This window comes from Bacillus sp. FSL R5-0434 (assembly GCF_038004745.1).
Classification (GTDB): domain Bacteria; phylum Bacillota; class Bacilli; order Bacillales; family Bacillaceae; genus Bacillus; species Bacillus halotolerans.
The window spans coordinates 2041673-2067634 of record NZ_JBBORV010000001.1 but is presented as its reverse complement, the minus strand read 5'-3'; the positions used below and the strand labels follow the sequence as shown (position 1 = coordinate 2067634).

The window sequence follows — 25962 nt, the reverse complement described above, 5'->3', positions numbered from 1 at the left end:
TCTCAATGAGAAGGGCTAAACATTAAACAAAAAACTTGGTTGGTTGAATAGAAGTAATGTTCCTTTTAGCTTCATGGAATTCTTGGTCATTCGAGGATGAAAAGCCACTAAACACTGCTAATCCAACGACAACTGACAAGGTGGCTAATGCAAGTTTAAATTTCATATAAACACTCTCCTCTTTGTATTTGGATTCGGGCATCCACCATGACGTCAAAAAAGGTGGTTGAGTTTTCAAATTGCCCTATCTCCTTACAATAATTAGCCGTGTCGAGTGCTAATTCCTCTAAATCTGGATACATAACATTATCTTTAAGTACAGAAAAAGTTCGGAAAACTGTGCGTTTATCTATAGAGTCGATATATAAAGCCTTTAAGTAATTAAACTCAGCAATTAAGACATCGTCATTTATTGCTTTTGCTTTCTCGATTCCTTTTTTGTAAAGAACCAAGGCTTTTTCAATATCCTTCATTTTAAAGTGAATTTGTGTCAGCGTAAATAACGTGTGAGGGAGGAGATCGCTTTTATCTCTTTCATACAATGAAACTGCTTGTTCAATATATTCAGCAGCTTTGTCATACTCTTTCATCTTATAATAACAGTTTCCCAAATTATATAATGATGCACCAATTAGTTTGTGTTTGTTTATGGCTTTTGAGTCTTTTAGGGCTCTCTGAAGATGGGGAACTGCTTTTTCATGACTTTCCAGATCATCAAAGTTGCCTGCTACAACAAATGCACATTGTATTCGGCGAACAGTATAAGTTTTTTGGTCTTTATAAATGTTAAGGGCTGCTTCAGCATAGTGCATTGATACATGGGTTTGTTTCATGTGATAATACACTTCAGCCATTTTGAAATAAAACTCAGCTCGTTCAATTTCATCTGTTACTAAAGCGAGCTTTTTCTCAGCAATTTTATATGACCTTATTGCATTTATATAATCCTTCTTATCAAATTCATACATTCCTCTAAAGAAATTGCAGTAGTATTCCAGGACACCTTTAAGCTTTGTTTGGCTGCTTTCGATCTTTTCTAATAAGTCTGAAATTTTAGGACGTGCTTCATTCAATGACTTAGGTTCAAGGTAATCCAGCATTAGCTGATGACGAAAACACATTAGAGAATAATACAGCAATAAGTCTTGATCTTCCTTCATATGTTTTATTTCTTCTTCAACCTCTGCTTTTAATATCTCAGCATCTGGAACGGCGAACATCCGTATGTATTTATACCACTCATTGATTTTAACTCCAACCGTGGATGACGGAATTAATTGCTCCATTGAAATCCCTCCCTCTATGTATCCAATAGACTAAATATGTAATATTTTATCACATTTAAGTGTTTAAGGAAGATTAACGTTTTCTTAAAAAGCGAAAAAAATACCCTCCTCGATTAAGAGAAGGGTAGGGGTTTTATCTCGGTGAATCATAATCCATTGCTTGTTCACTATCAGAAATACCTTGAGAGGATATAGAGTGTGAGGCTTCCGCATTAGATTGGATCTATGAATATGTAGACAGTGGCACTGATCTGATACCAGAAACAGAGGTTCATTACATTTATCAAAATACAATGTTTCTAACTAAAGCAGAGGCAAAAGAGAAAGAAAATGATTCAGAAGTAATCGCAGTTCACCAATCCTTATTCAAAGACAGCCTTCCTTTTGGATATTTTTATTAGTATCAATTCTGTATAAAACATGTATTTTATTCTAAACAAAGAGAGATGTGAACAATAGTAAATATCTTAACTAATATATTGAAAAGTGACAGATTGGATGAATATCCATTATTTAAAAAGTTCTGCTCTCTCAAAGAAAAAGGGTTACGTAAGGAATCCTTTAAACCATTATCTTCCTTTATTGATGAGGCAAAGACATGGGATCATAATGCACAACAGAATTTTGCTTGTTGGCTATTTGCTTTATTTGAAACATCAGATGATATTCATCATACACTCGTTCATCCTTTGGAAAAGGAACTTTTAAAGCCTTTACTTGAGGTATGGATGAAGAGTAACCCCGAAGATCCAAGACCACATAGGTGGTATGGCGTGTTTTTAAATGCTGAAAAACGTGTCGATTACTTATACAATGCACTTAGACTTGGTGGCAGCAATGAACAATTATCCTTATTAACGCTAATCGATATTAATTTGAACGCCCTTTGGTATTCATTTCATCATATATCCGAAGATTTGTATCTTGGCGATATTAAAGAAGATACAGCACTTATTACTAAGTCACGGCAGTTAAACAACAAGGTAGAATGTCAACAAACAAGAAATAACAATAACGAAGCACTTAACTATTATCAAGATCTGTTGAATGACTGGGTGTTGTTTACAGAAAAACAATCAAAGGGATTTATTGAATGGTGTGAAAATAAGGGTAGAAATTATCATTGGGTCAAATCCTATTATTACGAAAAATAACAATTGAGTGCAGTTTTGTTTATTGCATGCTTGTTTTGAATTTATATAAAAAAACACCATTTGATTTAGACATTTTAATCGTGAATTGATCATGCTTTTGCGACTGTCAGAAAGCTATACAGATATGAAATGGAGCGGTATCCTAGAGAGCTGTTAGATAAAGTCTGGGAACACCTAAACATCGAGTTTGCAAGAGTTGTTGATACCTCCCAAAATATGATATTAATATCGATCGCTCAGAATGAAAATGGTATACTAAAGTTACAAACATAGGAAGGAATTGCAAGTTTTCTAGGTCTGCATAAAATCGTACTTTTATTGAAAATTTGGGAGGGATAGGTTTGGGCATCTTTGGATTTCTCAAGAGGAATAATATCAAGAAACCACAATTTGAGGTTAACACTATTTCTGAAAACATTACAAGTCAAGTTAATAATGTTCATAGTGATAACAAAGATGAGATAAAGGTAAGCAAAAAAGATCTGCCAAAAAAAGAATATCCAATTTTGATTCAAGAGACGAGTTTTTCAAGGAAGTTTGAAGAAAAAAATGCATTCTTTGAATATATAAATTTTAAAGTTGCAGGGACTTACCATTACCAAAGTGACATTAAAAAGGCTATAAAACTTGAAGCGGATAGTATATTTTTTGAGGAAAAATATGATGGGATGAGTAATAAAGAAATTCTAGAATCTACTTTCGATGAACCGATATTTATACATCATAATTCTATATTCTCAAATTGTGATTTGCGTTTAGAGGAAGACAACGAGTATGATCCTGAAGCTATTGCTGTATATGTGAATAATTTTAAAGTCGGACATGTTCCTCAAAAGAATTTTAAGAGTGGGAAAAAGTACATTCTTGACCTGATAAAGAGCGGTTCACAATTAATCGTCACAGGTAGTTTGTATGGAGGGAAATATAGAGTCAATCGTAATGATATAAAAATTGATACGGGTGAGACGGATTATAAACTCAATTGTGAAATAGTCAATAAAACAGAAAAACATACGGATGTGGATAACACATATTAACCTTAAATAATCTTGAACAGTTAAAATATCGTATTTAAAAGAGTGGGTGAATAATGTTGAAAATGATTACTGTTTGGTATAAGTATTACGATGGTCAAAACGATCCTAAGCTGAACCACATAGAGGACGGTTGGTCAAAGAGCGAATATCCGCATCCAATTAACCCATTGTTTGCAAACCAAGAGGCTTGGAAGAAAGGTGATTGGGAAAGAAAATATGCATATCTGGATGAAAAACTTAGGGTAATAGATATTCCACCTGCTTTTTGGGTTAATTAAAACACTTTAAAATTTAATATTTAAATGTGCGTTTGTTTTGGAGGGGAAAGATTGAGTATTAATAAAAAAAATGTCGCTAAATATAGTCTTACACTAGCGCTCTCATGCATTACATACGGGATTATTATTGGGTTTTATGGTTTTGCTTATTCTAATTTCGAACCTTGGATGCTGATAACAATTTTCATCATACCATTTTATGCATTCATCCCATATACAGTATTTGCTATTCCATTGCAAATATTACTTCGAAAAAAAGTAAAGAAATTCAGTGTGAAGTACTTATTAATTTATATCGTAGTAGCGCTAATCGCATTATTCTTGTTCTCCTTAGCCAGTGATCCAACTTATGTGCTTACTGAGGTTCAATATGTGAACTTTTATTATTTGAGTTTTGTAGCAGCGGCGGTGTACTGGTTCTGGGATTCAGTATTTATAAAGAATCAAGAAAAGATTTAATATTACAACGTTCTAAACAACAAGTATTAAGGCTGTTGAAGAAAAAGCTTATGGCAATTAACTAAAAGAACAGGGGATATGAATGGAAATTTTAATTAGGCAAGAGCTCACTGAAGAATATCATACGTCTGAAGAAATGATTAAAAGAGCTTTTTCAAATGTAGAATATAGCGACAAGAAAGAACACATACTTGTAAATAAAATTAGAAAATCAGATGCATTCATTCCTGAACTTTCATTGGTCGCATTAGATCAAGATAAAGATATCGTAGGTCATATCCTTTTATCTAAAATCAAAATCATAGATGGCGATAACGCAGTCGATTCTTTGGCACTTGCTCCAGTTTCTGTTGCGCCTGAGAACCAGAAAAAAGGAATCGGGAGTGAATTAATTCGTGCTGCGTTAAAAAAAGCAATAGAGCTTGGTTATCGTTCAGTAATTGTTTTAGGACATAAAGATTATTATCCGAAGTTTGGTTTTAAGCCAGCTAGCTTATGGAATATAAAAGCCCCCTTTGAGGTGCCTGATGAAGTATTTATGGCTCTGGAATTAGCAGATCATTCTCTTGAAGATGTGCAAGGTGTCGTTCATTATTCAGAAGCTTTTATGGAGTGAAAGCTAGATGATTGATTAGATTTTGATAAAAAAGAGGTTATCCCTAAAATTTTCATTTTGTGGATAGCCTCTTTTTTTGTGTAAAGAGCTTTAAAATTGAAAAAGAAAGCTGCAAAGGGATATGAATGAAAATAATAAAGACGCGATTATCGAATCATTAAACCGGAAAGTTAAGCGATTAGAGCAAGGATTTACGTGACCAATTAAAGGCGTACACAGAAGTCTACAAGGAGCCTACCCTTTGTTGTTTGTAAGGGGCCCAGATTGTTGTATAAGGATAGTATTTAAAGAGGTTATTATTGTCTTAATATCGAATAAAGATTAAGTGAAATTATTTTTGATGGGAGTTATTTTAATGCATATAACAACAAAAAGGTTATTGATACGTGAATTTGAATTCAAAGATTGGAAAGCTGTATATGAGTATACGTCAGATATTAATGTTATGAAGTATATACCAGAAGGGGTTTTTACTGAAGAAGATGCAAAAGCATTTGTAAATAAAAACAAAGGTGATAACGCAGAAAAATTTCCTGTAATACTAAAAGATGAAGATTTTCTTATCGGCCATATTGTTTTTTATAAGTATTTTGGTGAACATACATATGAGATTGGGTGGGTGTTTAATCCGAATTATCAAAATAGAGGATATGCTTCTGAAGCAGCACAAGCTATCTTGGAATATGGATTTAAAGAAATGAACATACATAGGATTATAGCTACGTGTCAACCTGAGAATATTCCATCATACCGAGTTATGGAGAAGATTGGAATGAGAAGAGAAGGCTTTTTTAAAAAATGTATTCCTAAAGGCAATGAATGGTGGGATGAATATTATTACGCTATTTTAGAGGAAGAGTGGAATTGAACTATATTGAAGGCAGAAACATTGGCGATACAAACAAAATACCATCTCCTATTTAGAACATAAGCGATGATATATAAAATGAAATGGCAGGAGACATTCTTAAATGCAGGGCATTTTATTTGAGACAATTCTAGGAGGATTAAAACTATATATTTACTAATGTGTAAACCAACGCAACGGTGAACAAGAAATATGAAATATAAGAAATTGCTTTATGTTTTTGGAAAGTATATATAAGTGCAAAACCCAAAAAGAAAACAGTCACAAACCAAGAAGTGTATTGAGGAAAGATTGCGACCAGCAACACGATGATCGTTGAAAAAATAAATGAAGAGTGTTGAGAAACTTTTTGATCATTATTCAAAGAAATCACCTGATAAATTTTTACCCATTTTAATGTGTATCAAAACATTATTCAAAAAGGAGATTAGAAAAATGCCAGATATTATTTCTGTTGTTAATCAACATTGATTAAATGAACAAAAGGAAGAGCATGTTTTGAAAAAAAAATCATCGAAACATGCTTTTATATTTTGTAATAGGTTAACTTCGTTATAAATGTTGCTTACATTTGCGGGGGTTCCAAACCGAATTTTGTCCATTCCTCTTTTGCTGGACCATAAATACCTGGAACAGTTAATCCTGCTTGTCTCATAAGAACAGTCATTTGTCCTCGATGGTGATTTTGATGTTGGATCAAAAACATCAAAAGTGAACCATTTGGCAATTGTTGACCAATAAAGTTAATACGTTCTTGAAGTGTATGATCAGTCCATTGGGTTTTTAATGCCTGTACAAACGCATTACTGGCTTGATGATAGCTGTCTGCAATAAACTGAGCTGAAGTAGGAACAGGATAATCTTCAGCAGGGGCATGAAACGTTAAGTCTGTGTTTGAGGTAATAATGCGAATGGCAGCAACAGTATGCCACGCAATACGGCCTAAAGTCCAATTTTGTGAAGTTATTTCTTGTTTAAGTGATTCATCAGTTAGAATATTTAGTAGTTTCTGTGTAGCGTCGGCTTCGAACTCCCAAGTTTTTAAAAAATGGTCTAAGGTTTGAAACACAAAAATCCTCCTTCTGATGTTTTGTTTTCTTTTTATAGTTTAATTATACCTGCCCGTTTAGTTAAAAAGAACAAAACTTTAGACAAGAATTTTCTGAGGAAATGAAGGCATCGCAACATTCTTATAGACGTCACGACTTTATTTCAAAGTCACATGAATTTCAGCTACCACAGAAGATTGAATAAATCCTTTTGTTAGTTATTAGGGGATTAAGAATATACCGCTGGGTTGAATGATACTGCAGATCATATGTGTTAAAGCAGAGATTGAAAAAGAGTTCGCCATCTGTAATTACATTAAAAAGCTATATGAAGAACAAAAGAGCTGGGGAGTATGAAGTTCTTTAAGTGTAACGCCATCAAAAATAAAGAAGGAGTTTACCTGACATATAATGAATTATTATAGTAGGAAAGAGAAAAAATTTACAGCAAAGGGAGGACTGAGTTGGTAATGAAGGGTTTTATCAAAGGCGCTGTTCTAACTGCTGCTCTAAGTGTGGGTGCTACTTTATTTGCAGGTGATGTATCTGCACACGGGTATATAAAAGAACCTGCTAGTAGAGCGTACATGGGATCATTAGAAAAACAAATAATTGGTTGGACAGCAGCTACACAAAAGTATGGTTCTGTAGTTGATAATCCTCAATCGGTAGAAGGACCTAAAGGGTTTCCAGCCGGAGGTCCGCCAGATGGAAAAATTGCATCGGCAAATGGAGGCTTTGGTCAAATTGACTTTGGGTTAGACAGGCAGACTGCAGATCATTGGGTAAAACAAAACATGCATGGAGGTCTAAACACCTTTACTTGGCACTATACTGCTCCTCACGCAACATCAAAGTGGCACTATTATATAACCAAGAAAGATTGGAATCCAAACAAACCATTAACAAGAGATGAGTTTGAATTAATTGGAACAGTAGATCACGATGGTTCAAAGGCAGATACTAATCTTTCTCATAAGATTTATGTACCAACTGATCGCAGTGGTTATCATGTCATTTTAGGGGTGTGGGACGTTGCGGATACCTCTAATGCCTTTTATAACGTAATTGATGTAAACCTAATACAATGATGTTGAACCTCCATCGAACAAATCTTAATCCCAATGAACAAGAATATGAGGCTTAATCAGAAAATTGCCATCAAATCTGGCACAGTGTATACCGCTGAGGTTTTAACAGCTGCCAATAGTTGTGAAGCCATCACCAGCTAGTGAAACGTCTACAGTACAATGAAGGAAACTGTAACGGAACCGGGAGAACACAGAGTGTTTGAGTGTGGAAGTACGAGAATCAGCTATCTATTGCAGATCGGTTAGATGTTCGTGCATCTGCCGATCTTTTTTAAATTTTAATTGAAGTCTACTCAATACATAGAATAGAATGGCATTAAGCTTCTTCACTTCCTTGATACTAACGAAAAGAAAACCATTAAGATAAAACATCTTTTCGGAATATGAGAAAAGAATTAAGCGAAGTGTGATCTGAGGCAAGGTTTGAAGCATCTCTCAAAATTAAATAAAGCGTTGTTGAAGCAATAGCACGGAGACAATGACGTCTTAAAATATTTTTTAATAAAAATACGATTTTAAAGAGAACGGAGATTTACTTTTAATATGAATTTTAAAAAAGCTGCAGTCATCTTTTCATTTGCTTTTCCAATTAGTTCAGCTATATTAATAATTAATTTTTTGACTGGGATTATTTCAATGCCGTGGCAAGGAATGCCGGTATTGTTCCCTTTATTACTCTCACCTATAGGGATAATGCTCGCGTTAGTTTCAATCAAGACAAATAAACGGTGGGCTATATGGGGAATCATTTTAAATTTAATTTTGTTACTATTCCCTTTCTTCTTTTTTATAGGTGGAACTTTGTTATTCGGAGTCTAATTTTTAAAAAGACGTGAAAATCGATGAAGATTTTGAACAATTGGATAACTGGTTAAAAAGGATACATGGTAGGGGGTGCTGATTTGAGCCTCAATCAAAAGACGTTAAACAGTTATGTTTATACTCTGATATTCTCGAGTTTGTCATATGGTCTAGTCTTTGGCTTGTATATGTTTGTTTATTCGGGATTTATGGCGATCGCCTTAATCACAATAGGCATCATTGCATTCTACTCTTTTATCACTTACTTAATCTTTGCTTTTCCCTTACAATTATTACTAAGAAGAAATCCCAGAAAGTTCAGTTTGATCCATTTTTTAATTTATACTGCAGTAGCTTTTTTGGCTGTGTTCGTGTTCTGGTTTGTTGATTATCCGCCTAGTGCTCTTACAGTGTTCAGGAGCTTAAATTATTACATAATGAGCATTGTTGCTGCGTTAATTTATTGGTTCTGGGATTCCATATGCCTGCGGAATTAGTTTATTTACTATTTAAATCATGCATTTCACAACGTTCACAACAAGTATAAAAGCCGCTGATCCAAACAACAAATACGCAGACCTTGTTTGTTTCTTTGAAAGTGTCTCCACTCCCATTAAAACAAAGAGAAGTGCAACTAATACTTGGAGAGAAACCAAGAGGAATTCACTTTGATGATATAAAGAATATACGCATAGGATTAAAGCTGCACATGAGATCAAAATTTTTGAAGCTTTAAGCAAAGAACCACTCCTTGAAAGTTTTTTTAAAACATAACACGGTATGAGCTTTTATTGGAGAGGAAAAAGCAAAAGAAGTGTTTTATTTAAAATTGGGGGAGTTGACTTGAACATTTTTATTTGGATTGCCATGTTTATAGCTATTTTTGGCGGCTCTTATGCAGGTTACAAAAGGAATAAAAAGAAAGAGCTTAAACAAGAAAAGTAAAGTATATAAGTTTCTGGAAACGGACTGTGAGAATTCTGAAAGAGTATTAAGTTAAATGCTCTTTTCTATTCCACATCTCCGGCATTCATGTAAGAATACACCGCCTTTGCAGAGTTCTTGAATAAAGCTAATCGCCATTGTCGCAGGGTAAGGAGTGTTTATTTGTATTGGAATAGAGCGGAAAGAGAATGGTGAGTCAAAAAGCATGGCAGCTGAGAGGGTTTGTAGAGCGGGCTGCTATACTTGTAGACCTGTATCAAAAAAAGCGGTTTAATATTGGAAACGGATTTAAAAAGGGTGAAAAGCTATCAAAACATTAGTTGTATTATCCAGTTTTATGGGGATTGTGTTATCGATTATTGGACAAATATTTGGAACCCTAACCGATTTCTTTATTCCAGGCATTGCTCGGTTTATAGGGGTTTTAGCGGGTATTCTAGTATTACTTAGTTTGAAGTCAAGAAATACAGAAATGCAGGCTTTTATAGTAGGTTCAAGCACTGCTTTAGGAATAATGAGAGCAGGAATTTTATATTTTCCAGCGGCGATGATCAATGTCTTAATTGGTTTCAAGCTAAACAAAAAGTTAAAAGAAGAGAACACTAAGGAGCAGTTCTGAATAGACTGCTTTTTGTTTTATTCAAGTGAAGTTTATATGAATTTAAAATTTTACAGGGTTCTTAGAAGGAATGAAATCTTTTTGAAGAGAATAATCAGGATATTTGAGAAACTGACTGTTAAAAAAGCAATAATCAATACTTGCTGCAGGCTGATTTAAATTTTCTGAAAAAACATTGAAAAAGTTGATAGGATTTTATAATATTAAGTCAAGTTAGTTTGTCCAGTCAACAAACTAATGAAGGTGACTTTATTAGTTCCATAAGATAAGGTTATTTCTAAATATAAAGGGGGAATAAAAGGCTCGATTTAAATGGAGCTAAACAATATATAAAACAAAAGAGTGTATCTTTAATCCTTTCCCAAGTATACGAGTGCAACGAAAAAAGATGAATTTACTGCTTGCTGATCAGATCATTTTGTACGATGAAGAATAATCTGTGAAGTTAAACCACTCATATTTTTTGTGATTTTTTGAAAGCGCTTTTATAAACAATTACCGGCTGAGGTGAGTTTGGAAAATTTTTATACCATTTCATACTGTTCCTTATTTAATGATCGAAAAGGGAGGAAAAATCATGGTCAGTGAAAATTTAAAGAAGATTAGCATGACTGAAAAAGTTGGCTATGCTTCTGGAGATTTTGCATGTAATTTAATTTATGCAACGGTGTCTACTTATCTTTTGTTCTTCTATACAGATGTATTTGGTTTATCGGCAGCAGCAGCCGGTACCATGTTCTTAGTGGTTAGAATCATCGACGCTCTAGCTGATCCTTTTATTGGAACAGTAGTAGACAGAACAAATAGCAGGTTTGGACGCTTTAGACCGTATCTTTTATTCGGAGCTTTCCCATTTGTAGTACTTGCATTACTCTGTTTTACAACTCCAGATTTTTCAGACATGGGGAAATTAATATATGCCTATATGACCTATGTTGGTTTGTCGCTTACATACACAACCATAAACGTTCCATATGGAGCGTTAACTTCTGCAATGACTAGAAATAATCAAGAAGTTGTTAGTATAACATCTGTTCGTATGTTATTTGCGAATCTTGGGGGACTTGTCGTTGCATTTTTTGTTCCCTTATTGGCTGCCTATTTAAGCGATACTTCCGGCAACGAATCTCTTGGCTGGCAGCTAACCATGGGTATTTTGGGAATGATAGGCGGGTGCCTTTTAATCTTTTGTTTTAAAAGCACAAAAGAGCGTGTCACTCTTCAAAAGTCTGAGGAGAAAATTAAATTATCGGATATATTTGAGCAATTTCATGTGAATCGTCCACTTGTTGTATTAAGCATTTTCTTTATTATTATTTTTGGAGTGAATTCAATAAGTAATTCAGTTGGCATCTATTATGTGACATATAACTTAGGAAGAGAGGATTTAGTGAAGTGGTACGGTTTGATTGGAAGTTTGCCTGCTTTGGTCATTTTACCGTTTATTCCAAGGCTTCATCAATTATTGGGGAAGAAAAAACTACTAAACTATGCATTATTACTGAATATTATCGGCCTCTTAGCTTTACTATTTGTTCCGCCAAGTAATGTATATCTAATACTCTTCTTTCGATTAATTGCTGCTGCCGGAAGTCTCACTGCCGGGGGATATATGTGGGCGCTCATTCCTGAAACAATAGAATATGGAGAGTATAGGACTGGGAAAAGAATGGGTGGGCTCATATATGCTATTATCGGATTTTTCTTTAAATTCGGTATGGCACTGGGAGGGATTGTTCCTGGGTTGGTTTTAGATAAGTTTGGATACGTGGCAAATCAAACACAAACCCCGGAGGCATTAACGGGAATTTTAATTACAGCAACAATCATTCCCGTGTTCTTGCTGGTTCTAGCCATGATTGATATTAATTTCTATAACTTAGATGAAGAGAAATACAAAAAAATGGTACGAGAATTAGAGAATAGAGATAAAATTTATTTGGATAATATTGAGGAATTCAAGGCATGAAAATGGCACCAAATAAGAGAAGCCTATTAAGAAAATAGCTGAGAGGAGTTCAAATGAAGATTATCAATCCAGTACTTAAAGGATTCAATCCCGATCCAAGTATTTGTAGGGCAGGAGAGGATTATTATATCGCTGTATCTACATTCGAGTGGTTTCCAGGTGTCCAGATACATCATTCAAAAGATTTAGTGAATTGGCACTTAGTCGCACATCCATTACAAAGAGTTTCACAATTAGATATGAAAGGAAACCCTAATTCAGGCGGGGTTTGGGCACCATGTTTAAGTTATAGTGACGGAAAGTTTTGGCTGATCTATACGGATGTTAAGGTAGTAGATGGCGCTTGGAAAGATTGTCATAATTATTTAGTTACTTGTGAAACGATTAATGGTGATTGGGGGGATCCGATCAAATTAAATAGCTCAGGATTTGATGCTTCTTTGTTCCATGATACGGATGGAAAAAAATATTTATTAAATATGTTATGGGATCAGCGTATTGATCGGCATTCATTTGGAGGAATTGTCATACAGGAATATTCTGATGAGGAGAAAAAATTAATTGGTAAACCGAAAGTTATTTTTAAAGGGACCGATAGAAAACTAACAGAAGCTCCGCACCTTTATCATATCGGGAACTATTATTATTTATTGACTGCAGAAGGAGGAACACGGTTTGAACACGCTGCTACAATTGCCCGTTCTACAAATATTGAGGGTCCATATGAAGTTCATCCCGATAATCCAATCTTAACGTCATGGCATGATCCTGGAAATCCATTGCAAAAATGCGGTCATGCATCCATTGTTCAAACACATACAGATGAGTGGTATTTAGCTCATTTAACGGGCCGTCCTATTCATCCTGACGATGATTCAATTTTTCAGCAGAGAGGATATTGTCCTTTAGGCAGAGAAACAGCTATTCAAAAACTGGATTGGAAAGATGATTGGCCTTATGTAGTAGGTGGAAAAGAAGGAAGCTTGGAGGTGGAAGCGCCTTCTATACCTAATACAATGTTTCAAGCAACGTACCCGGAAGTTGATGAATTTGAGGACTCAACATTAAATATAAATTTTCAAACTTTAAGGATCCCGTTTACGAATGAATTAGGTTCATTAACTCAAGTGCCAAATCATTTACGATTATACGGCCATGAATCATTAACCTCGACATTTACTCAGGCATTTGTAGCCAGGCGTTGGCAAAGTCTCCATTTTGAAGCGGAAACGGCTGTTGAGTTTTATCCGGAGAATTTTCAACAAGCCGCTGGATTGGTGAACTATTACAATACAGAGAACTGGACTGCTCTTCAAGTCACGCATGATGAAGACCTTGGCCGTATTCTTGAATTAACAATATGTGATAACTTTTCTTTTTCACAACCATTAAAAAATAAAATTGTTATTCCAGATGAAGTAAAGTATGTATATTTAAAAGTAAATATTGAAAAGGAAAATTATTATTATTTTTATTCTTTTAACAAAGAAGATTGGCATAAAATTGACATTGCATTGGAATCGAAAAAATTATCAGATGATTACATCCGTGGAGGAGGATTTTTCACGGGAGCCTTTGTAGGGATGCAATGCCAAGATACCAGTGGTAATCATATTCCGGCCGACTTTAGATATTTTCGCTATAAAGAAAAATAATTTGTTTCATGAAAAAAGGAGACTTCTATTTTAGAACTCCTTTTTTCATACCCTTCAAAATACTCCTATTCATTCATCAATATAACAAACAAAAAGCTCATCTTTAAAGATGAGCGCAGGACATAGAGATCTGTACATTTTAATCATAAATTACATTGTAACCATATCCAGAAAATGATCAATAACAATGGAGGACATTCCTAATGCCGGTGCATTTTTTCCTAAGAAAGACGGTAATAATTCATAGCTATTGCCTAATTGGGAATAAACCCTGGACGACACTTCACTTCTAATTGAATTTAAAACCATAGGATGCGATTCAATTATGCTGTTTCTTAAAATGATGGCTTGAGGATTGAATGTATTTAGAATATTGGTAAGGCCTATTCCTAAATAGAATCCAAAATTCTGTAATGCATTTAAAGTTCCGATATCATTCCGGTGGGCAAGGTCTATAATATCTTGATAGGACACTTTTTTCTCTTTAGTCTGAAGAGATTTTAATAAAGCCTTCTCTGAAGCATACAATTCCCAGCAGCCTCGGTTTCCGCAACTGCATTTAGGGCCATTAAAGTCTATTGTCATATGTCCCATTTCTCCAGAGAATCCGCTTACCCCTCTATATAAATCATTGTTGATAATAACACCGATCCCTATCCCTGTACTGACACTTGCATAAATAATGTTATCGTGATTTTTTGCAGCACCGAATACTTTTTCTCCATATGCCCCAGCATTCGCCTCATTTTCAATAAAAACGGGCACATTGAACTTCTCTTGTATGAAAGATTTTAAGTCAATATCTCTCCAGTTGGAGTTCGGAGTGAAAACAATTTTTTGATTTTTATCAACTAGTCCAGGCACGCATATGCCTATACCAGTAAGCCCGTATGGAGATTGTGGCATACGCGTAATCAAGTGATGAATCATATCAATTAAAATGTCTTTGGTTTTTTCTGGAGAATTCGATTCCAAATGATGGTGTTGATCAAGAACGATCGTTCCTTCAAGATCTGTTAAAATGCCATTAATATAATCCACACCAACATCTATTCCTACGGAGTATCCTGCCTTTTTATTAAAAACAAGCATGACAGGTCTTCTTCCGCCACTTGATTGTCCCTGACCTATTTCAAAAACAAGATTTTCTTTCATTAACGTGTTTACTTGTGATGAAACAGTTGATTTATTTAATCCAGTCTTTTCAGATAATTTTGCTCTTGAAATAGGTGAATTTTTAAGAATTTCTTTTAATAATAACTTTTGATTTACTTTTTTGACAAAGGTTTGATCAGCGATAACCACTTAATCCACTCCATTTGTATAATCTTTAAATTAAGTTGAAATGTATTGTTTTCAGTATGAGACATAGTACATAGCTAATCTTACCTTTACTATATCTAATGTGTTCATAAAAAACAAAAAAAATATTGAAAATACTGATGAGGTTATATAAGATTAAAATAAGTTAGTTTGTTCGAACAACAAACTAATAGACAACTTACTTACAATATGAAATAAAATGCACATGTATTTGAAATGATTTTTAAGGGGGAAATAACATGGCTCAATCTCATTCTAGTTCAGTCAACTATTTTGAAAGCGTAAACAAAGTGGTTTACGAAGGGAAAGATTCCACTAATCCTTTAGCATTTAAATATTATAATTCCCAAGAAGTAATCGGCGGAAAAACGATGAAAGAGCACTTGCGGTTTTCTATTGCCTATTGGCATACATTTACCGCTGATGGAACAGACGTTTTTGGGGCAGCTACGATGCAAAGGCCATGGGATCATTATAAAGGAATGGATCTGGCTAAGGCGAGAGTAGAAGCAGCATTTGAGATGTTTGAAAAACTAGATGCACCATTCTTTGCTTTTCATGACCGAGATGTTGCACCAGAAGGAAGTACGTTAAAAGAGACGAATCAAAATTTAGATATCATCGTGGGCATGATTAAAGAGTATATGAGAAATAGCAACGTTAAGCTATTATGGAATACTGCAAACATGTTTACGAATCCTCGTTTCGTCCATGGTGCGGCGACTTCCTGCAATGCAGATGTGTTTGCGTATGCTGCAGCACAAGTAAAAAAAGGGTTAGAAACAGCAAAAGAGCTTGGCGCCGAGAACTATGTATTTTGGGGCGGCCGTGAAGGATATGAAACATTGTTAAATACCGATTTAAAATTGGAGCTTGATAATTTGGCGAGATTCATGCATATGGCAGTGGATTATGCGAAGGAAATCGGATATACAGGGCAGTTTTTGATTGAACCAAAACCAAAAGAGCCGACCACTCATCAATATGATACAGATGCAGCAACAACCATTGCCTTCTTAAAGCAATATGGCTTAGACAATCATTTTAAATTAAATCTCGAAGCCAATCATGCCACATTAGCAGGGCATACATTTGAACATGAATTACGGATGGCAAGAGTACATGGTCTTCTTGGCTCTGTTGACGCGAATCAGGGTGATCCTCTTTTAGGCTGGGATACAGATGAATTTCCGACGGATTTATATTCTACGACATTAGCAATGTACGAAATCCTGCAAAATGGTGGCCTTGGAAGCGGTGGATTAAACTTCGATGCGAAGGTCAGAAGGTCTTCTTTTGAGCCTGATGATTTAATATATTCCCATGTTGCGGGGATGGATGCATTTGCAAGAGGATTGAGAGTAGCACATAAATTAATCGAAGATCGTGTGTTTGATGATGTGATTCAACATCGTTATCGCAGCTTTACTGAAGGAATAGGTCTTGAAATTACAGAAGGAAGAGCTAATTTCCATACTCTTGAGCAATATGCGCTAAATAATACAGCAATCAAAAACGAATCAGGAAGACAGGAGCGATTAAAAGCTATATTGAACCAATACATTTTAGAAGTATAACAGATAAAGAGAACCGCTATAAAAAGGTATAGCATGATAGCTAATACCTGAGACTACCCGTCATGATTCCTTACCTTTTGCTTATTGTTATGACGGGTAATTTCTATAATTGGGATTTATTTAGAGTGAATGGTTTTTTTATAAGGGTAAGAGGTGAAAAAATGAAGTATGTCATTGGAATAGATCTTGGAACGAGTGCTGTTAAAACGATTTTAGTCAATCAAAACGGCAAGGTTTGTGCAGAAACATCCAAAAGTTATCCGCTCATTCAAGAGAAGGCGGGATATAGTGAGCAAAATCCTGAAGACTGGGTGCAGCAAACAATTGATGCATTGGCTGAATTGGTTTCCATATCCAACGTTCAAGCCAAGGATATTGACGGGATAAGTTATTCAGGACAAATGCATGGGTTAGTACTGCTTGACCAGGATCGGCAGGTGTTACGTCATGCGATTCTTTGGAATGACACTAGAACCACGCCTCAATGTATTAAGATGACCGAGAAATTCGGTGATAATCTGCTTAACATCACAAAAAACCGTGCTTTAGAAGGGTTTACATTACCTAAAATGTTATGGGTGAAGGAACATGAGCCTGAACTTTTTAAAAAAACGGCTGTTTTTTTGCTTCCAAAAGACTATGTGAGATTTCGTATGACTGGTGCCATTCACACCGAATACTCCGATGCAGCAGGAACGTTACTTTTACATATTACTCGCAAGGAGTGGAGCGATGATATTTGCAATCGATTTGGCATTTCTGCAGATATTTGTCCTCCGCTTGTTGAATCTCATGATTGTGTAGGATCGCTGCTTCCGAACGTTGCGGCTGAGACAGGGCTCTTGGAAAAAACAAAAGTGTACGCTGGGGGAGCAGATAATGCTTGTGGTGCGATTGGAGCCGGCATTCTTTCTTCCGGAAAAACATTATGCAGTATTGGAACATCAGGGGTCATACTTTCATACGAAGAAGGCGAAGAAAGAGACTTTAAAGGGAAAGTGCACTTTTTTAATCATGGAAAAAAGGATTCTTTTTATACGATGGGAGTCACGCTCGCTGCAGGGTACAGCTTGGACTGGTTCAAAAGAACGTTTGCCCCAAACGAAACGTTTGAGCAATTATTGCAGGGGGTGGAATCTATTCCAATAGGAGCAAATGGACTACTATACACTCCTTATTTGGTAGGTGAAAGAACGCCACATGCTGATTCTTCTATTCGGGGAAGCTTAATTGGAATGAATGGAGCACATAAAAGAGAGCATTTTTTGAGGGCGGTTATGGAAGGCATTACATTCTCTTTACATGAATCAATTGAGCTATTTCGAGAAGCGGGAAAATCAGTGCATACCGTTGTTTCTATTGGTGGAGGAGCTAAAAATGAAACGTGGCTTCAAATGCAAGCTGATATTTTCAATGCGAGGGTGATAAAGTTGGCAAATGAACAAGGCCCAGCCATGGGTGCTGCTATGCTAGCTGCCTTTGGAAGTAGGTGGTTTGAATCTCTTGAAGAGTGTGCAGAGCAGTTCATTCGTGAGGCTGCTACATTTTATCCAAAGGAACAAAATGTTCAAAAATATAAAACACTATTCGATGTGTATAAGAAAATTTACACTCACACAAAGGGTCTAAATATAGCCTTGAAGAGCTTTCGAAAAAACTAATTATATGTGTGGTTCGTAAAGAGTGTATTTTTTGTCAGGGGATCAACGAAAGAACAATTAACGACTAATCACCAACAAAGGCATTTGATGACAAAACTACAGCTCAAATCGGCCCCCTAGCTATGAATATGAATGGAAGGATTATGGGAACACCAGTATGACGCTCAATAGCGGCGGCGCATATAGTGCCCAGTGGAGTAGCATTGGGAATGCTTTATTCCGAAAAGGCAAGAAATTTGATATAATCAAGACTCACTCATAACTTGGAAACATGTCAATTCATTACAACGCAACCTTCAATCCGGGAGGGAATTCAAGCAGTAAATCAACCTTTTAAGCTTTGATTCAAATCCTGATTTGGTATCAGTCCAAACTCTTGATTTACGATCAAATCGGAAGTATTGTCTACGCACAAATAACCCCTCACATTAAATGTGAAGGGTGTTTTTGATAAGCTACACGATCTAATTGCTGTTTCTATAGTATTCAATAAAATCAATGTTCGTCATTAAAAAGCAATATCAAATCTATCTATAGGAGTCACTAAAACGAATATAAAAAACGTAGGATTTAAGTTATACGATTCACTTCATACGCCGTTCGTATTCCGGATTCAATTGCTCCTTGCATCCATCCGTGAGTAAGTGAGGCGTGTTCTCCAGCGAAATGTATTTTCCCTTCAGGGGCAGGGATGTATGGATACAGCTGTAATTCCTGTCCTGGTTCGAAAGCTGTGAAACCCCCGGCTGAATATGGATTTTGGGTCCAGCTAAAAGAAGCGCCGGTCACAAACTCTGACCATACAACATCACCATAGATTTCCGATAAATTCATTAACGTATAGCGGAGGCGCTCTCCCTCTGAAAGACTGTTCCATATCAGTGCCTCATCCGCCCATGTGTAACTCGCTACAACGACAGCATGTCCATTCGATCCAATGTCAATGCTGGGATAATACGAAAATCTAATCGGAAGATCAGTTATCGATTTGCCGCCGCGCTGCCCAGCTTTTTCCCAAAAACGGCTCTTAAACTCTATTCCGATTTTTGTTGCGGCAATATAGTTGAGTTCACGAATAGCCCGCCGTTTATAATAGGAAAATGAATCATATGGTTCAACTTGTACAAAACGCAATGTTGAAAATGGAATGGTTATGATAGCGAGATCGCCTGTCACTGCCAAATGTTTTGCTGTCTGTTGATGAATGCAGTTAACCGTAACATTGTTTTGGTTTTGAGATATTTTCACCATTTTATGATGGAAGACAATATGTTCTTTTAATTGAGGAAGAAATGCTTGAGGAAGCCGATCCATGCCGCCTGTTATTTCATAGAAACGAGTTGGCGACGTATAAAAGATGGATTCCCGTAACACTTCAACAAGGGACATCCCCATATATGCTTCCATATCCAAAAGTACGCCGATCATATCGATTGCACCGTATGAAAAATAAGTATTCAAGTAAGAGCCTAACGAATGGTTCCGGTATTGTGTTTCAACAATCCGCCAATTTCTCGCAGGATCTACATAAATAAAATTGAGGATAGGCTGCAATACAGAAAGCATCAGCTCTTCGGCCGTTTTTCCTTGTTCATTTGCTGTAACCGGGTATCTTAAGATACCCGGATTGCTTTCAAAATGATGAAGACGTGTTTGAATGCCATTGGCGTAAATGATGTCCATTGGAGTTCTGTTCAAAAATACACTAGTTGGCAGGCGGAATCTTTTTATATATTCCAAGGTTAGAGTATGGATATCCGGAATGCGCATTGGTCCAACATTGAAATACAGCCCGGCACTGAAGGGAGATCGCAACGTGCAAACTCTGCCCCCGACTCTATCACTCGCTTCCAGAATCGTCACTTTATGTCCCGCATTCTTCAGTAAAGATGCAGAAACAAGCCCGGCCAACCCGGCGCCAACAATAATTATGTTCTTTGGGTATTGTGATGTGCTAAGACCATTTCTAATAATCGCAATCATGTCTTCGTTCTTTAGTAGAGAATTCATTTTTGTGAGGCACCCTCTTTTTTGGTTTATTGCATTATATTCATTCAAAAGGGTGTCTATCACGAACTATATCTTTTTTTCAGTTGAGTGCTGCTTAACACAGCCTTTAAATCCTCTGGCATTCACATAACCGTTTTTACTCCAAATAGAACGTTTTTTCGTTTGTGCTTCCTGTTCATCTTTTCTAAACTGGTCTATGTATTTTGTATTTGGCTCATAAACATATGCTACTCTGGCTAATCCTTCTTTTAACAGTGTTTCTTGAACAGACTTGCCATCGACATAAACGTAAGCTAACAGCCTTCCGAATTTATCTCTGCGCTCTCCTTTATCAAATTCTAATTGCAGCTTGCCGCTGCTAACCAATTCTTTGTTTCGTTTAGATGCATCCTCGCCATATGGCTGAACACATGAATGTGGCTTTTTAGTCTCTGGAGTATCAATGAGCAAGTAGCGAACCGTATCAATATTGCCGTTATAGCTAACTTTGATCGTATCTCCGTCAACAGGCCTTTCTAATACAGCATCCACCAAGCTTTTTTTTGCTTCAGAGTTAGAATTCTTGACAACTGGCTGTTTAAGATCTGAATGGCTTTTTTCAGCAGTATCATTTAATCCGCAGGCTGCCAAAGAAAAACTCAAAGCTAATAGACTAAAGCCTAACATTACTTTCTTCAATTCCATTTCCCCTTCTTCTGTTTCTTTCTATCTCAATCAACCAACATTCATTATAATGATATCGCTATTTATTGTGAATGTAATTTTTCTTAACACGTTTATATTTGAGTACTAGCTTTTGATCAATATTCAAATATCACAAAAAGGTTTCGAAAACATAACCATAACATAATGAAAATAGAACATGTTCAGCTGAATTTCCTGAAATCATTCGGAGCATAAGGGGATTAGTATGTATTCCTGGTGTTAGGCGTTTTATCTGGGAAAATCCTATGATTGCTAAAAAACTTCAGAAGTTTTTTATTGACTGAAAACGCTTTTAAAATTATGATAATACCAAACCTAACAAGGATGTAACAAAAATATAACTAGGACATAACAAAAAAGTGGATATGTTTCTCGTGGGAAATGAAAGCGATTTCAATTAGGCTGTTTTTGCGAAAAGCCTCTTCGCTGCATTGAGTATTGCTAATTTTCAGATTGATAAGGTCTCGGGAAATAAAAAAACTGGCTGAAACGAGTATTGCTCTTTAAAAGAGAAAGGGTGAATCCAGCACACTCGGTTGACAGAATGAAAAAATGTATAAAGCATTCTTCATAAAGGTGGGGAAAGGGTATGAAAGAACAACGAAATCCCAGGTCGTTTTTGCAGTTGATAATGATTTCAGCAACATTTGGCGGGCTTCTCTTTGGATATGACACCGGAGTTATAAATGGAGCCTTGCCTTTTATGGCAAGATCTGATCAACTTAACTTAACACCGGTCACAGAAGGGCTGGTTACAAGCATGCTTCTATTAGGAGCAGCGTTTGGTGCATTGCTGTGCGGCAAATTGGCTGACCGCTATGGCCGACGTAAAATGATCCTTAATCTTTCCTTTTTATTCTTTCTGGCATCACTCGGAACAGCAATTGCGCCGAATGTTTTAACGATGGTTATCTTTCGGTTTTTGCTGGGACTGGCTGTCGGTGGGGCATCATCAATGGTACCGGCCTTCTTAGCAGAAATGGCGCCGTATGAGAAAAGAGGGCGTATGGTAACGCAAAATGAACTGATGATCGTCGGCGGGCAATTTTTAGCCTACGTTTTTAATGCGATTCTTGGTGTTGCAATGGCTGATACAGGGCATGTTTGGAGATACATGCTTGTCCTTTGTGCCATACCGGCTCTCCTATTATTTGCAAGTATGCTCATGGTTCCGGAGAGCCCGAGGTGGCTAACTTCTAAAGGTAAAAAAAGCGAGGCGCTGCGCGTTCTTAAACTCATACGTGACGAGAAAAGGGCAGAAGCAGAATTTAAAGAAATACAAGCAGCGGCAGTCAAAGATTCAAATGTAGAGAAGGCATCGATCAAAGAGTTCTCTACACCATGGCTGCGCCGTCTTTTATGGATTGGGATCGGTGTTGCCATCGTTAATCAAATCACAGGCGTTAATTCGATTATGTATTACGGCACTCAAATCCTGCAAGAATCCGGTTTTGGTACAAAGGCAGCTTTAATCGCTAATATTGGGAATGGATTGATATCAGTCATTGCCGTTATCATCGGCATTTGGCTGGTTGGCAGGGTGAACCGGCGCCCGATATTGATGATTGGTTTATCAGGAACGACCACAGCGCTTTTATTCATTGCCATATTCTCAATCGTGTTTGATGGATCAGCAGCACTCCCGTATATCGTGCTATCTTTGACCGTTTTATTTCTAGCCTTTATGCAGGGCTGTGTCGGACCAGTAACATGGCTGGTCATTGCAGAAATATTCCCGCAAAAAGTAAGAGGGCTTGGTTCTGGCATCAGTGTATTTTTCCTCTGGATTTTAAACTTTATCATCGGTTTTGCTTTTCCAATCATGCTTAGCTCTGCAGGCTTATCCTTTACTTTCTTTATATTTGTCGCTTTGGGTATCTTGGCAATCGGTTTTGTGTACAAATTCATGCCGGAAACTAAGGGGCGAACACTTGAAGAACTAGAAGAGCATTTCCGTTCAATGGATAGAAATTATGACTCTGAAAAATCAATTCATGAAGCGTGATTATCTTATTAAAATGATATTGAATGCAATGGTTAAGCAGCCCACTTTCATCAAGTGGACAATAACAAGTAATTGTTTTCGACTAATCTTCTTGAAAATTTTACTTCTGTCTATGAACATATTAATAGTATTGCATTTGTAATTAAAGCTCTCTTTATGAGGGCTTTTTATTATGCGTCATACCGGACACTTATATTGGGGAAGCTAATGAAAAAGAAAGAAGGAGATACGAAGTGAAGAAGCATTTACTTTCCTTATGTGTTTTATTATTTGCATTGACTGTTGTTCAAACAAAGACTCAAGCCCTGACATTTACAGAATTGCCAATTAAACAAAAAACAGAACAATGGTCAGTCGAAATAGCTGAAGCAAAAAATGCAAAGGAATTAGCAAGTCCAAAAAAGGGGGAATATCACGTATATTCAATGGAGATCAAAAACATAGGGGAAGCCGCAGCTACAGTGGATGTACAATTGTATAGAAATGATCCTGATTCAACCACGAGGTTTTCACTTTTTGGCTGTCCCGAAAACTGTGTGAGACAGAAGGAGGATTTAATAAGCTTAGCCAAAAGTTTAAACGATGGTGCACCGCTGAAGTTTAACCATTTTATGGTGTCTGAAAAGGCATCTGAATTAGAGGTTGTTATTATTTGGACACAAAAAGGAAAAGAAGGACGCCAATTAAAACAAACCTTTACATTCAGTTAGAAGAGGTGAATTAGACAATGTAGTGACCTACATAGGAGTTAAAATACTTGTAAGTAAACTTGTTTCCATTTGGGTTAACAGGCAGGTAATCAACACCTGGTCGGTCTAAAGGCAGATATAGACGCGCTTCGAATCACAAAGCTGAGAACAATGAAGAAAGTCTTATATGGCTGCAAAACTGAAAAGACAATGATTGGGCTGCTTTATGAGCAGCTTTTTTTATATTCTTTTTCAAGTAACATTTTGCCCATTTATTCTACTAATAAAATGAAGAAAGCGAGGGGAAACATGAGAAGCAAAAATAAAATCAAAAAATCACTAATCATTACAGCTCTATTATTGATTTGTTTAGTAACGTTCTTCGCAATGATATCAGGAGACAAAGTAAAATATGAGGGAAGCAGCAGGAACGGATTATGGGTTTCTACCATTGAAAAATCAGATAAAACTTCGATTGGCCCTAATTACTTCTTGAATTTATACTGGCAGGGGAACAAGAAAGAAGCGAAAAGAACCATTGTTGAAAAAATCATATTGTATATAGATGGTAAAAAGTACGATGACAGAGAAGATTATGATTTATCAGAGTACACAGGTGAAGAAATGCCAGGCGGAGGACAAATGGAAGACCACATTGCTACGTTTGATTTTATGCCTGAAGATGAAGTAATTGGACATGATGTAGTTGTTAAGGTGGAGTGGAAGACTGGAAAGGAGAAACATACAGATCAAATGAGATTACAAGAGAAACCATGGTATAAAAGATAAATCTGCAATGGCGAGTTTAGGGATGAACGTCCAAAATATAGGTCTGCTTTCAGAAACATCTGATTGATAAGTACATGTCATGATAAAGGCATGTTTTTATTCAAAGTAAAAATAAAACATGCGAGTTTAGTTCCTTACCTGTACATAAAATGCTTACATTTCTTTCAAATGCTCGTAAAGCAATCTAAAGCAAACAGTACCAGATATCAAAGGGACTGCAAACAAAATAATCACTGCTATGATCTCCCAGCCGTTAAAAAAATCGTGGTTTTTAATGAATACCTGTCCTTCTAAAATGATAAAAGTTATAATCCCTGTTAATACTAAAAAGCATGAAAACAGAATGCTCCTTGCTTTTGGTTTTAGCTTTTTAAACTCATCTTTAAAATAAATGAAAACGAGAACTAAAGAGCAAAAGGATGCTACAGTGCTTATTACATCAATATTTTTCATGACTTTCGCAATGATGATACATAAGATGAAAAGAAAAAATGCTAAGTTTTTAGACAAAAAATCGCTCCTTATTTTATGGCTACCCAAAAAGTTTACAAGTTTTTCACAATAGGCACAATGCGATGGCAGTAAATTAATCAATTAGTTAACGAAATAGGTTTTTTTATCTTATTGTACCATGTACTAAATATTCAATCGTTTTTTATGTGCGGGCACTAGGGAATAATGTGTAACGGAAAGGCAAAACTGAATTGAAGAGAGTTTACCTGTGGTAAATGTGTTCTTCAAATCTATAAACTTGTACTGTCTTCCGGGTTCAGTACTCTTGTGTCGCGTTATTATAAATTACCTCTAAAATGATTTGCACTGTTATAAAACATACACCAAAAAGGAGAGATAAATGCGTAAAATCGGGATATTGGTCTTAGCGTTCTTTGCTTTTATTTCAGGCTGCAATGATAAGGAAGAAAATAAAATAAAAACGCCAAAGATGCAGAACCTTGTTGGTTTTATCCTTTTTAAGGATGACAAGTCAGCCGTTTTTCTTGAGGGCAAACATGCTCCTGAAAAAGAGGACTTTGAATTGTCTCAAGATAGACTAATAAGAAAATATAAAAATCATGTTGTGATATTGGGATTAAGTCAAATTGAAAACAAAGAAGACCTTGTGGCAGGTAAAAAAATGAAGGTGTGGTTCAACACTCTTAAAGAATCTGATCCTCCAAAAGCAACAATTAAAAAATTCAATTGGTTATAAAGGTTGGCATCCCCCGCATATGATCGCTTAATAGAAAGCTCTACAATTATTATATTTTAATAATGGTACTGCCATAAACAGCGCTATATTCAAATGCTAAGATGCCTGAAAAAAATCAATAAACACAGATGTTCTCTTTACCACGCGCAAGGGCATGAACATCGCT

27 protein-coding genes and 2 pseudogenes are annotated in these 25962 nt (G+C 36.1%); 20 read left to right on the top strand and 9 right to left on the bottom strand.

The window, feature by feature from the left end; all coding sequences use genetic code 11:
- Positions 1-22: 22 nt before the first annotated feature.
- Positions 23-166 (bottom strand): hypothetical protein, encoded by a 144-nt coding sequence (locus NYE43_RS10320; protein ID WP_024121692.1) that lies wholly within the window; start codon positions 164-166, stop codon positions 23-25.
- Positions 156-1286 (bottom strand): response regulator aspartate phosphatase, encoded by a 1131-nt coding sequence (locus NYE43_RS10315; RefSeq protein WP_101863240.1) that lies wholly within the window; start codon positions 1284-1286, stop codon positions 156-158. The genes NYE43_RS10320 and NYE43_RS10315 overlap by 11 nt, the downstream gene beginning before the upstream one ends.
- Positions 1287-1780: 494 nt before the next feature.
- On the opposite strand from NYE43_RS10315, the gene NYE43_RS10310 reads away from it, so the two are divergent.
- From NYE43_RS10310 to NYE43_RS10280, 7 genes and pseudogenes are all read left to right on the top strand, one after another.
- Positions 1781-2440 (top strand): hypothetical protein, encoded by a 660-nt coding sequence (locus NYE43_RS10310; protein ID WP_326230034.1) that lies wholly within the window; start codon positions 1781-1783, stop codon positions 2438-2440.
- An 84-nt stretch (positions 2441-2524) separates the two neighbouring features.
- A pseudogene (locus tag NYE43_RS10305) lies at positions 2525-2660 on the top strand (helix-turn-helix domain-containing protein); the annotation flags it as partial.
- Between the two features lie 121 nt (positions 2661-2781).
- Positions 2782-3477, top strand: coding sequence for an HIRAN domain-containing protein (locus NYE43_RS10300; protein WP_326323893.1), 696 nt, complete (start codon positions 2782-2784; stop codon positions 3475-3477).
- Between the two features lie 53 nt (positions 3478-3530).
- Positions 3531-3755 carry a hypothetical protein gene (locus tag NYE43_RS10295; RefSeq protein ID WP_326323892.1) on the top strand — a complete coding sequence of 75 codons (225 nt, stop codon included), beginning with the start codon at positions 3531-3533 and terminating at the stop codon, positions 3753-3755.
- Between the two features lie 51 nt (positions 3756-3806).
- Positions 3807-4214, top strand: a complete 408-nt coding sequence (locus tag NYE43_RS10290; protein WP_326323891.1) for a UPF0715 family protein — start codon at positions 3807-3809, stop codon at positions 4212-4214.
- A gap of 82 nt (positions 4215-4296) precedes the next feature.
- A complete protein-coding gene (locus tag NYE43_RS10285) occupies positions 4297-4830 on the top strand; it encodes a GNAT family N-acetyltransferase (RefSeq protein WP_095713070.1) in 534 nt (177 codons plus the stop codon).
- A 355-nt stretch (positions 4831-5185) separates the two neighbouring features.
- Positions 5186-5698 (top strand): GNAT family N-acetyltransferase, encoded by a 513-nt coding sequence (locus tag NYE43_RS10280; RefSeq protein WP_095713069.1) that lies wholly within the window; start codon positions 5186-5188, stop codon positions 5696-5698.
- Positions 5699-5843: 145 nt separating this feature from the next.
- Here the strand turns inward: NYE43_RS10280 and NYE43_RS10275 are convergent, their stop codons facing one another.
- Together NYE43_RS10275 and NYE43_RS10270 are read right to left on the bottom strand one after the other, a co-directional pair.
- Complete coding sequence (locus tag NYE43_RS10275; protein ID WP_095713068.1) at positions 5844-6062, bottom strand: hypothetical protein; 219 nt, start codon at positions 6060-6062, stop codon at positions 5844-5846.
- Between the two features lie 201 nt (positions 6063-6263).
- On the bottom strand, positions 6264-6767 hold the full coding sequence (locus NYE43_RS10270; protein WP_326323890.1) for a DinB family protein: 504 nt from the start codon (positions 6765-6767) through the stop codon (positions 6264-6266).
- A 450-nt stretch (positions 6768-7217) separates the two neighbouring features.
- On the opposite strand from NYE43_RS10270, the gene NYE43_RS10265 reads away from it, so the two are divergent.
- The 3 genes from NYE43_RS10265 (at position 7218) to NYE43_RS10255 (ending at position 9136) form a co-directional block, all read left to right on the top strand.
- Positions 7218-7838 carry a lytic polysaccharide monooxygenase auxiliary activity family 9 protein gene (locus NYE43_RS10265; protein WP_095713076.1) on the top strand — a complete coding sequence of 207 codons (621 nt, stop codon included), beginning with the start codon at positions 7218-7220 and terminating at the stop codon, positions 7836-7838.
- Between the two features lie 543 nt (positions 7839-8381).
- On the top strand, positions 8382-8657 hold the full coding sequence (locus NYE43_RS10260) for a hypothetical protein (protein WP_326230028.1): 276 nt from the start codon (positions 8382-8384) through the stop codon (positions 8655-8657).
- 83 nt (positions 8658-8740) lie between these two features.
- Positions 8741-9136: a UPF0715 family protein gene (locus NYE43_RS10255; RefSeq protein WP_268545080.1), complete on the top strand. Its 396-nt coding sequence runs from the start codon at positions 8741-8743 to the stop codon at positions 9134-9136.
- 12 nt (positions 9137-9148) lie between these two features.
- Here the strand turns inward: NYE43_RS10255 and NYE43_RS10250 are convergent, their stop codons facing one another.
- Positions 9149-9379, bottom strand: a complete 231-nt coding sequence (locus NYE43_RS10250) for a membrane protein (protein WP_024121679.1) — start codon at positions 9377-9379, stop codon at positions 9149-9151.
- A 542-nt stretch (positions 9380-9921) separates the two neighbouring features.
- Between NYE43_RS10250 and NYE43_RS10245 the strand changes: the two genes are divergently transcribed.
- The 3 genes from NYE43_RS10245 (at position 9922) to xynB (ending at position 13827) form a co-directional block, all read left to right on the top strand.
- A complete protein-coding gene (locus NYE43_RS10245) occupies positions 9922-10203 on the top strand; it encodes a hypothetical protein (protein ID WP_326323889.1) in 282 nt (93 codons plus the stop codon).
- Positions 10204-10780: 577 nt separating this feature from the next.
- Positions 10781-12172, top strand: a complete 1392-nt coding sequence (locus NYE43_RS10240; protein WP_103672498.1) for an MFS transporter — start codon at positions 10781-10783, stop codon at positions 12170-12172.
- 53 nt (positions 12173-12225) lie between these two features.
- On the top strand, positions 12226-13827 hold the full coding sequence (xynB, locus tag NYE43_RS10235; RefSeq protein ID WP_185847880.1) for a xylan 1,4-beta-xylosidase: 1602 nt from the start codon (positions 12226-12228) through the stop codon (positions 13825-13827).
- A 150-nt stretch (positions 13828-13977) separates the two neighbouring features.
- On the opposite strand, the gene xylR is transcribed toward xynB, so the two are convergent.
- On the bottom strand, positions 13978-15132 hold the full coding sequence (gene xylR, locus NYE43_RS10230; protein WP_095713061.1) for a transcriptional repressor XylR: 1155 nt from the start codon (positions 15130-15132) through the stop codon (positions 13978-13980).
- Positions 15133-15389: 257 nt separating this feature from the next.
- Here xylR and xylA point away from each other — a divergent pair, with 257 nt between their 5' ends.
- The 3 genes and pseudogenes from xylA to NYE43_RS10215 all read left to right on the top strand — a co-directional run.
- On the top strand, positions 15390-16727 hold the full coding sequence (xylA, locus tag NYE43_RS10225; RefSeq protein WP_095713060.1) for a xylose isomerase: 1338 nt from the start codon (positions 15390-15392) through the stop codon (positions 16725-16727).
- Between the two features lie 161 nt (positions 16728-16888).
- Positions 16889-18388 (top strand): xylulokinase, encoded by a 1500-nt coding sequence (gene xylB, locus NYE43_RS10220; protein ID WP_326323888.1) that lies wholly within the window; start codon positions 16889-16891, stop codon positions 18386-18388.
- Between the two features lie 121 nt (positions 18389-18509).
- Positions 18510-18647 (top strand): annotated as a pseudogene (locus NYE43_RS10215) (glycoside hydrolase family 11 protein); the annotation flags it as partial.
- Between the two features lie 311 nt (positions 18648-18958).
- Here NYE43_RS10215 and NYE43_RS10210 read toward each other — a convergent pair.
- The gene (locus tag NYE43_RS10210; protein ID WP_326323887.1) at positions 18959-20398 is read right to left on the bottom strand and encodes a flavin monoamine oxidase family protein; all 1440 of its coding nucleotides are present in this window, start codon (positions 20396-20398) and stop codon (positions 18959-18961) included.
- Positions 20399-20464: 66 nt separating this feature from the next.
- A complete protein-coding gene (locus NYE43_RS10205; RefSeq protein ID WP_198098442.1) occupies positions 20465-21076 on the bottom strand; it encodes a thermonuclease family protein in 612 nt (203 codons plus the stop codon).
- Between the two features lie 616 nt (positions 21077-21692).
- Between NYE43_RS10205 and NYE43_RS10200 the strand changes: the two genes are divergently transcribed.
- The 3 genes from NYE43_RS10200 to NYE43_RS10190 all read left to right on the top strand — a co-directional run bounded on the left by NYE43_RS10200 (position 21693) and on the right by NYE43_RS10190 (position 24586).
- Positions 21693-23108, top strand: coding sequence for a sugar porter family MFS transporter (locus tag NYE43_RS10200; protein ID WP_198098443.1), 1416 nt, complete (start codon positions 21693-21695; stop codon positions 23106-23108).
- Positions 23109-23341: 233 nt separating this feature from the next.
- A complete protein-coding gene (locus tag NYE43_RS10195) occupies positions 23342-23818 on the top strand; it encodes a hypothetical protein (RefSeq protein WP_326323886.1) in 477 nt (158 codons plus the stop codon).
- A gap of 288 nt (positions 23819-24106) precedes the next feature.
- Positions 24107-24586 carry a DUF4944 domain-containing protein gene (locus tag NYE43_RS10190; RefSeq protein ID WP_268545097.1) on the top strand — a complete coding sequence of 160 codons (480 nt, stop codon included), beginning with the start codon at positions 24107-24109 and terminating at the stop codon, positions 24584-24586.
- Between the two features lie 153 nt (positions 24587-24739).
- On the opposite strand, the gene NYE43_RS10185 is transcribed toward NYE43_RS10190, so the two are convergent.
- Positions 24740-25096, bottom strand: coding sequence for a YoqO family protein (locus NYE43_RS10185; protein ID WP_216394230.1), 357 nt, complete (start codon positions 25094-25096; stop codon positions 24740-24742).
- 343 nt (positions 25097-25439) lie between these two features.
- Between NYE43_RS10185 and NYE43_RS10180 the strand changes: the two genes are divergently transcribed.
- Positions 25440-25796: a DUF3221 domain-containing protein gene (locus NYE43_RS10180; RefSeq protein WP_101861436.1), complete on the top strand. Its 357-nt coding sequence runs from the start codon at positions 25440-25442 to the stop codon at positions 25794-25796.
- Positions 25797-25962: the final 166 nt, after the last annotated feature.

Coding starts and splice junctions, on each gene's coding strand:
- NYE43_RS10320 (WP_024121692.1), bottom strand. CDS start 166: ATGAAATTTAAACTTGCATTAGCCACCTTGTCAGTTGTCGTTGGATTA.
- NYE43_RS10315 (WP_101863240.1), bottom strand. CDS start 1,286: ATGGAGCAATTAATTCCGTCATCCACGGTTGGAGTTAAAATCAATGAG.
- NYE43_RS10295 (WP_326323892.1), top strand. CDS start 3,531: ATGTTGAAAATGATTACTGTTTGGTATAAGTATTACGATGGTCAAAAC.
- NYE43_RS10285 (WP_095713070.1), top strand. CDS start 4,297: ATGGAAATTTTAATTAGGCAAGAGCTCACTGAAGAATATCATACGTCT.
- NYE43_RS10280 (WP_095713069.1), top strand. CDS start 5,186: ATGCATATAACAACAAAAAGGTTATTGATACGTGAATTTGAATTCAAA.
- NYE43_RS10265 (WP_095713076.1), top strand. CDS start 7,218: ATGAAGGGTTTTATCAAAGGCGCTGTTCTAACTGCTGCTCTAAGTGTG.
- NYE43_RS10260 (WP_326230028.1), top strand. CDS start 8,382: ATGAATTTTAAAAAAGCTGCAGTCATCTTTTCATTTGCTTTTCCAATT.
- NYE43_RS10245 (WP_326323889.1), top strand. CDS start 9,922: ATGGGGATTGTGTTATCGATTATTGGACAAATATTTGGAACCCTAACC.
- NYE43_RS10240 (WP_103672498.1), top strand. CDS start 10,781: ATGGTCAGTGAAAATTTAAAGAAGATTAGCATGACTGAAAAAGTTGGC.
- xynB (WP_185847880.1), top strand. CDS start 12,226: ATGAAGATTATCAATCCAGTACTTAAAGGATTCAATCCCGATCCAAGT.
- xylA (WP_095713060.1), top strand. CDS start 15,390: ATGGCTCAATCTCATTCTAGTTCAGTCAACTATTTTGAAAGCGTAAAC.
- xylB (WP_326323888.1), top strand. CDS start 16,889: ATGAAGTATGTCATTGGAATAGATCTTGGAACGAGTGCTGTTAAAACG.
- NYE43_RS10210 (WP_326323887.1), bottom strand. CDS start 20,398: ATGAATTCTCTACTAAAGAACGAAGACATGATTGCGATTATTAGAAAT.
- NYE43_RS10200 (WP_198098443.1), top strand. CDS start 21,693: ATGAAAGAACAACGAAATCCCAGGTCGTTTTTGCAGTTGATAATGATT.
- NYE43_RS10190 (WP_268545097.1), top strand. CDS start 24,107: ATGAGAAGCAAAAATAAAATCAAAAAATCACTAATCATTACAGCTCTA.
- NYE43_RS10180 (WP_101861436.1), top strand. CDS start 25,440: ATGCGTAAAATCGGGATATTGGTCTTAGCGTTCTTTGCTTTTATTTCA.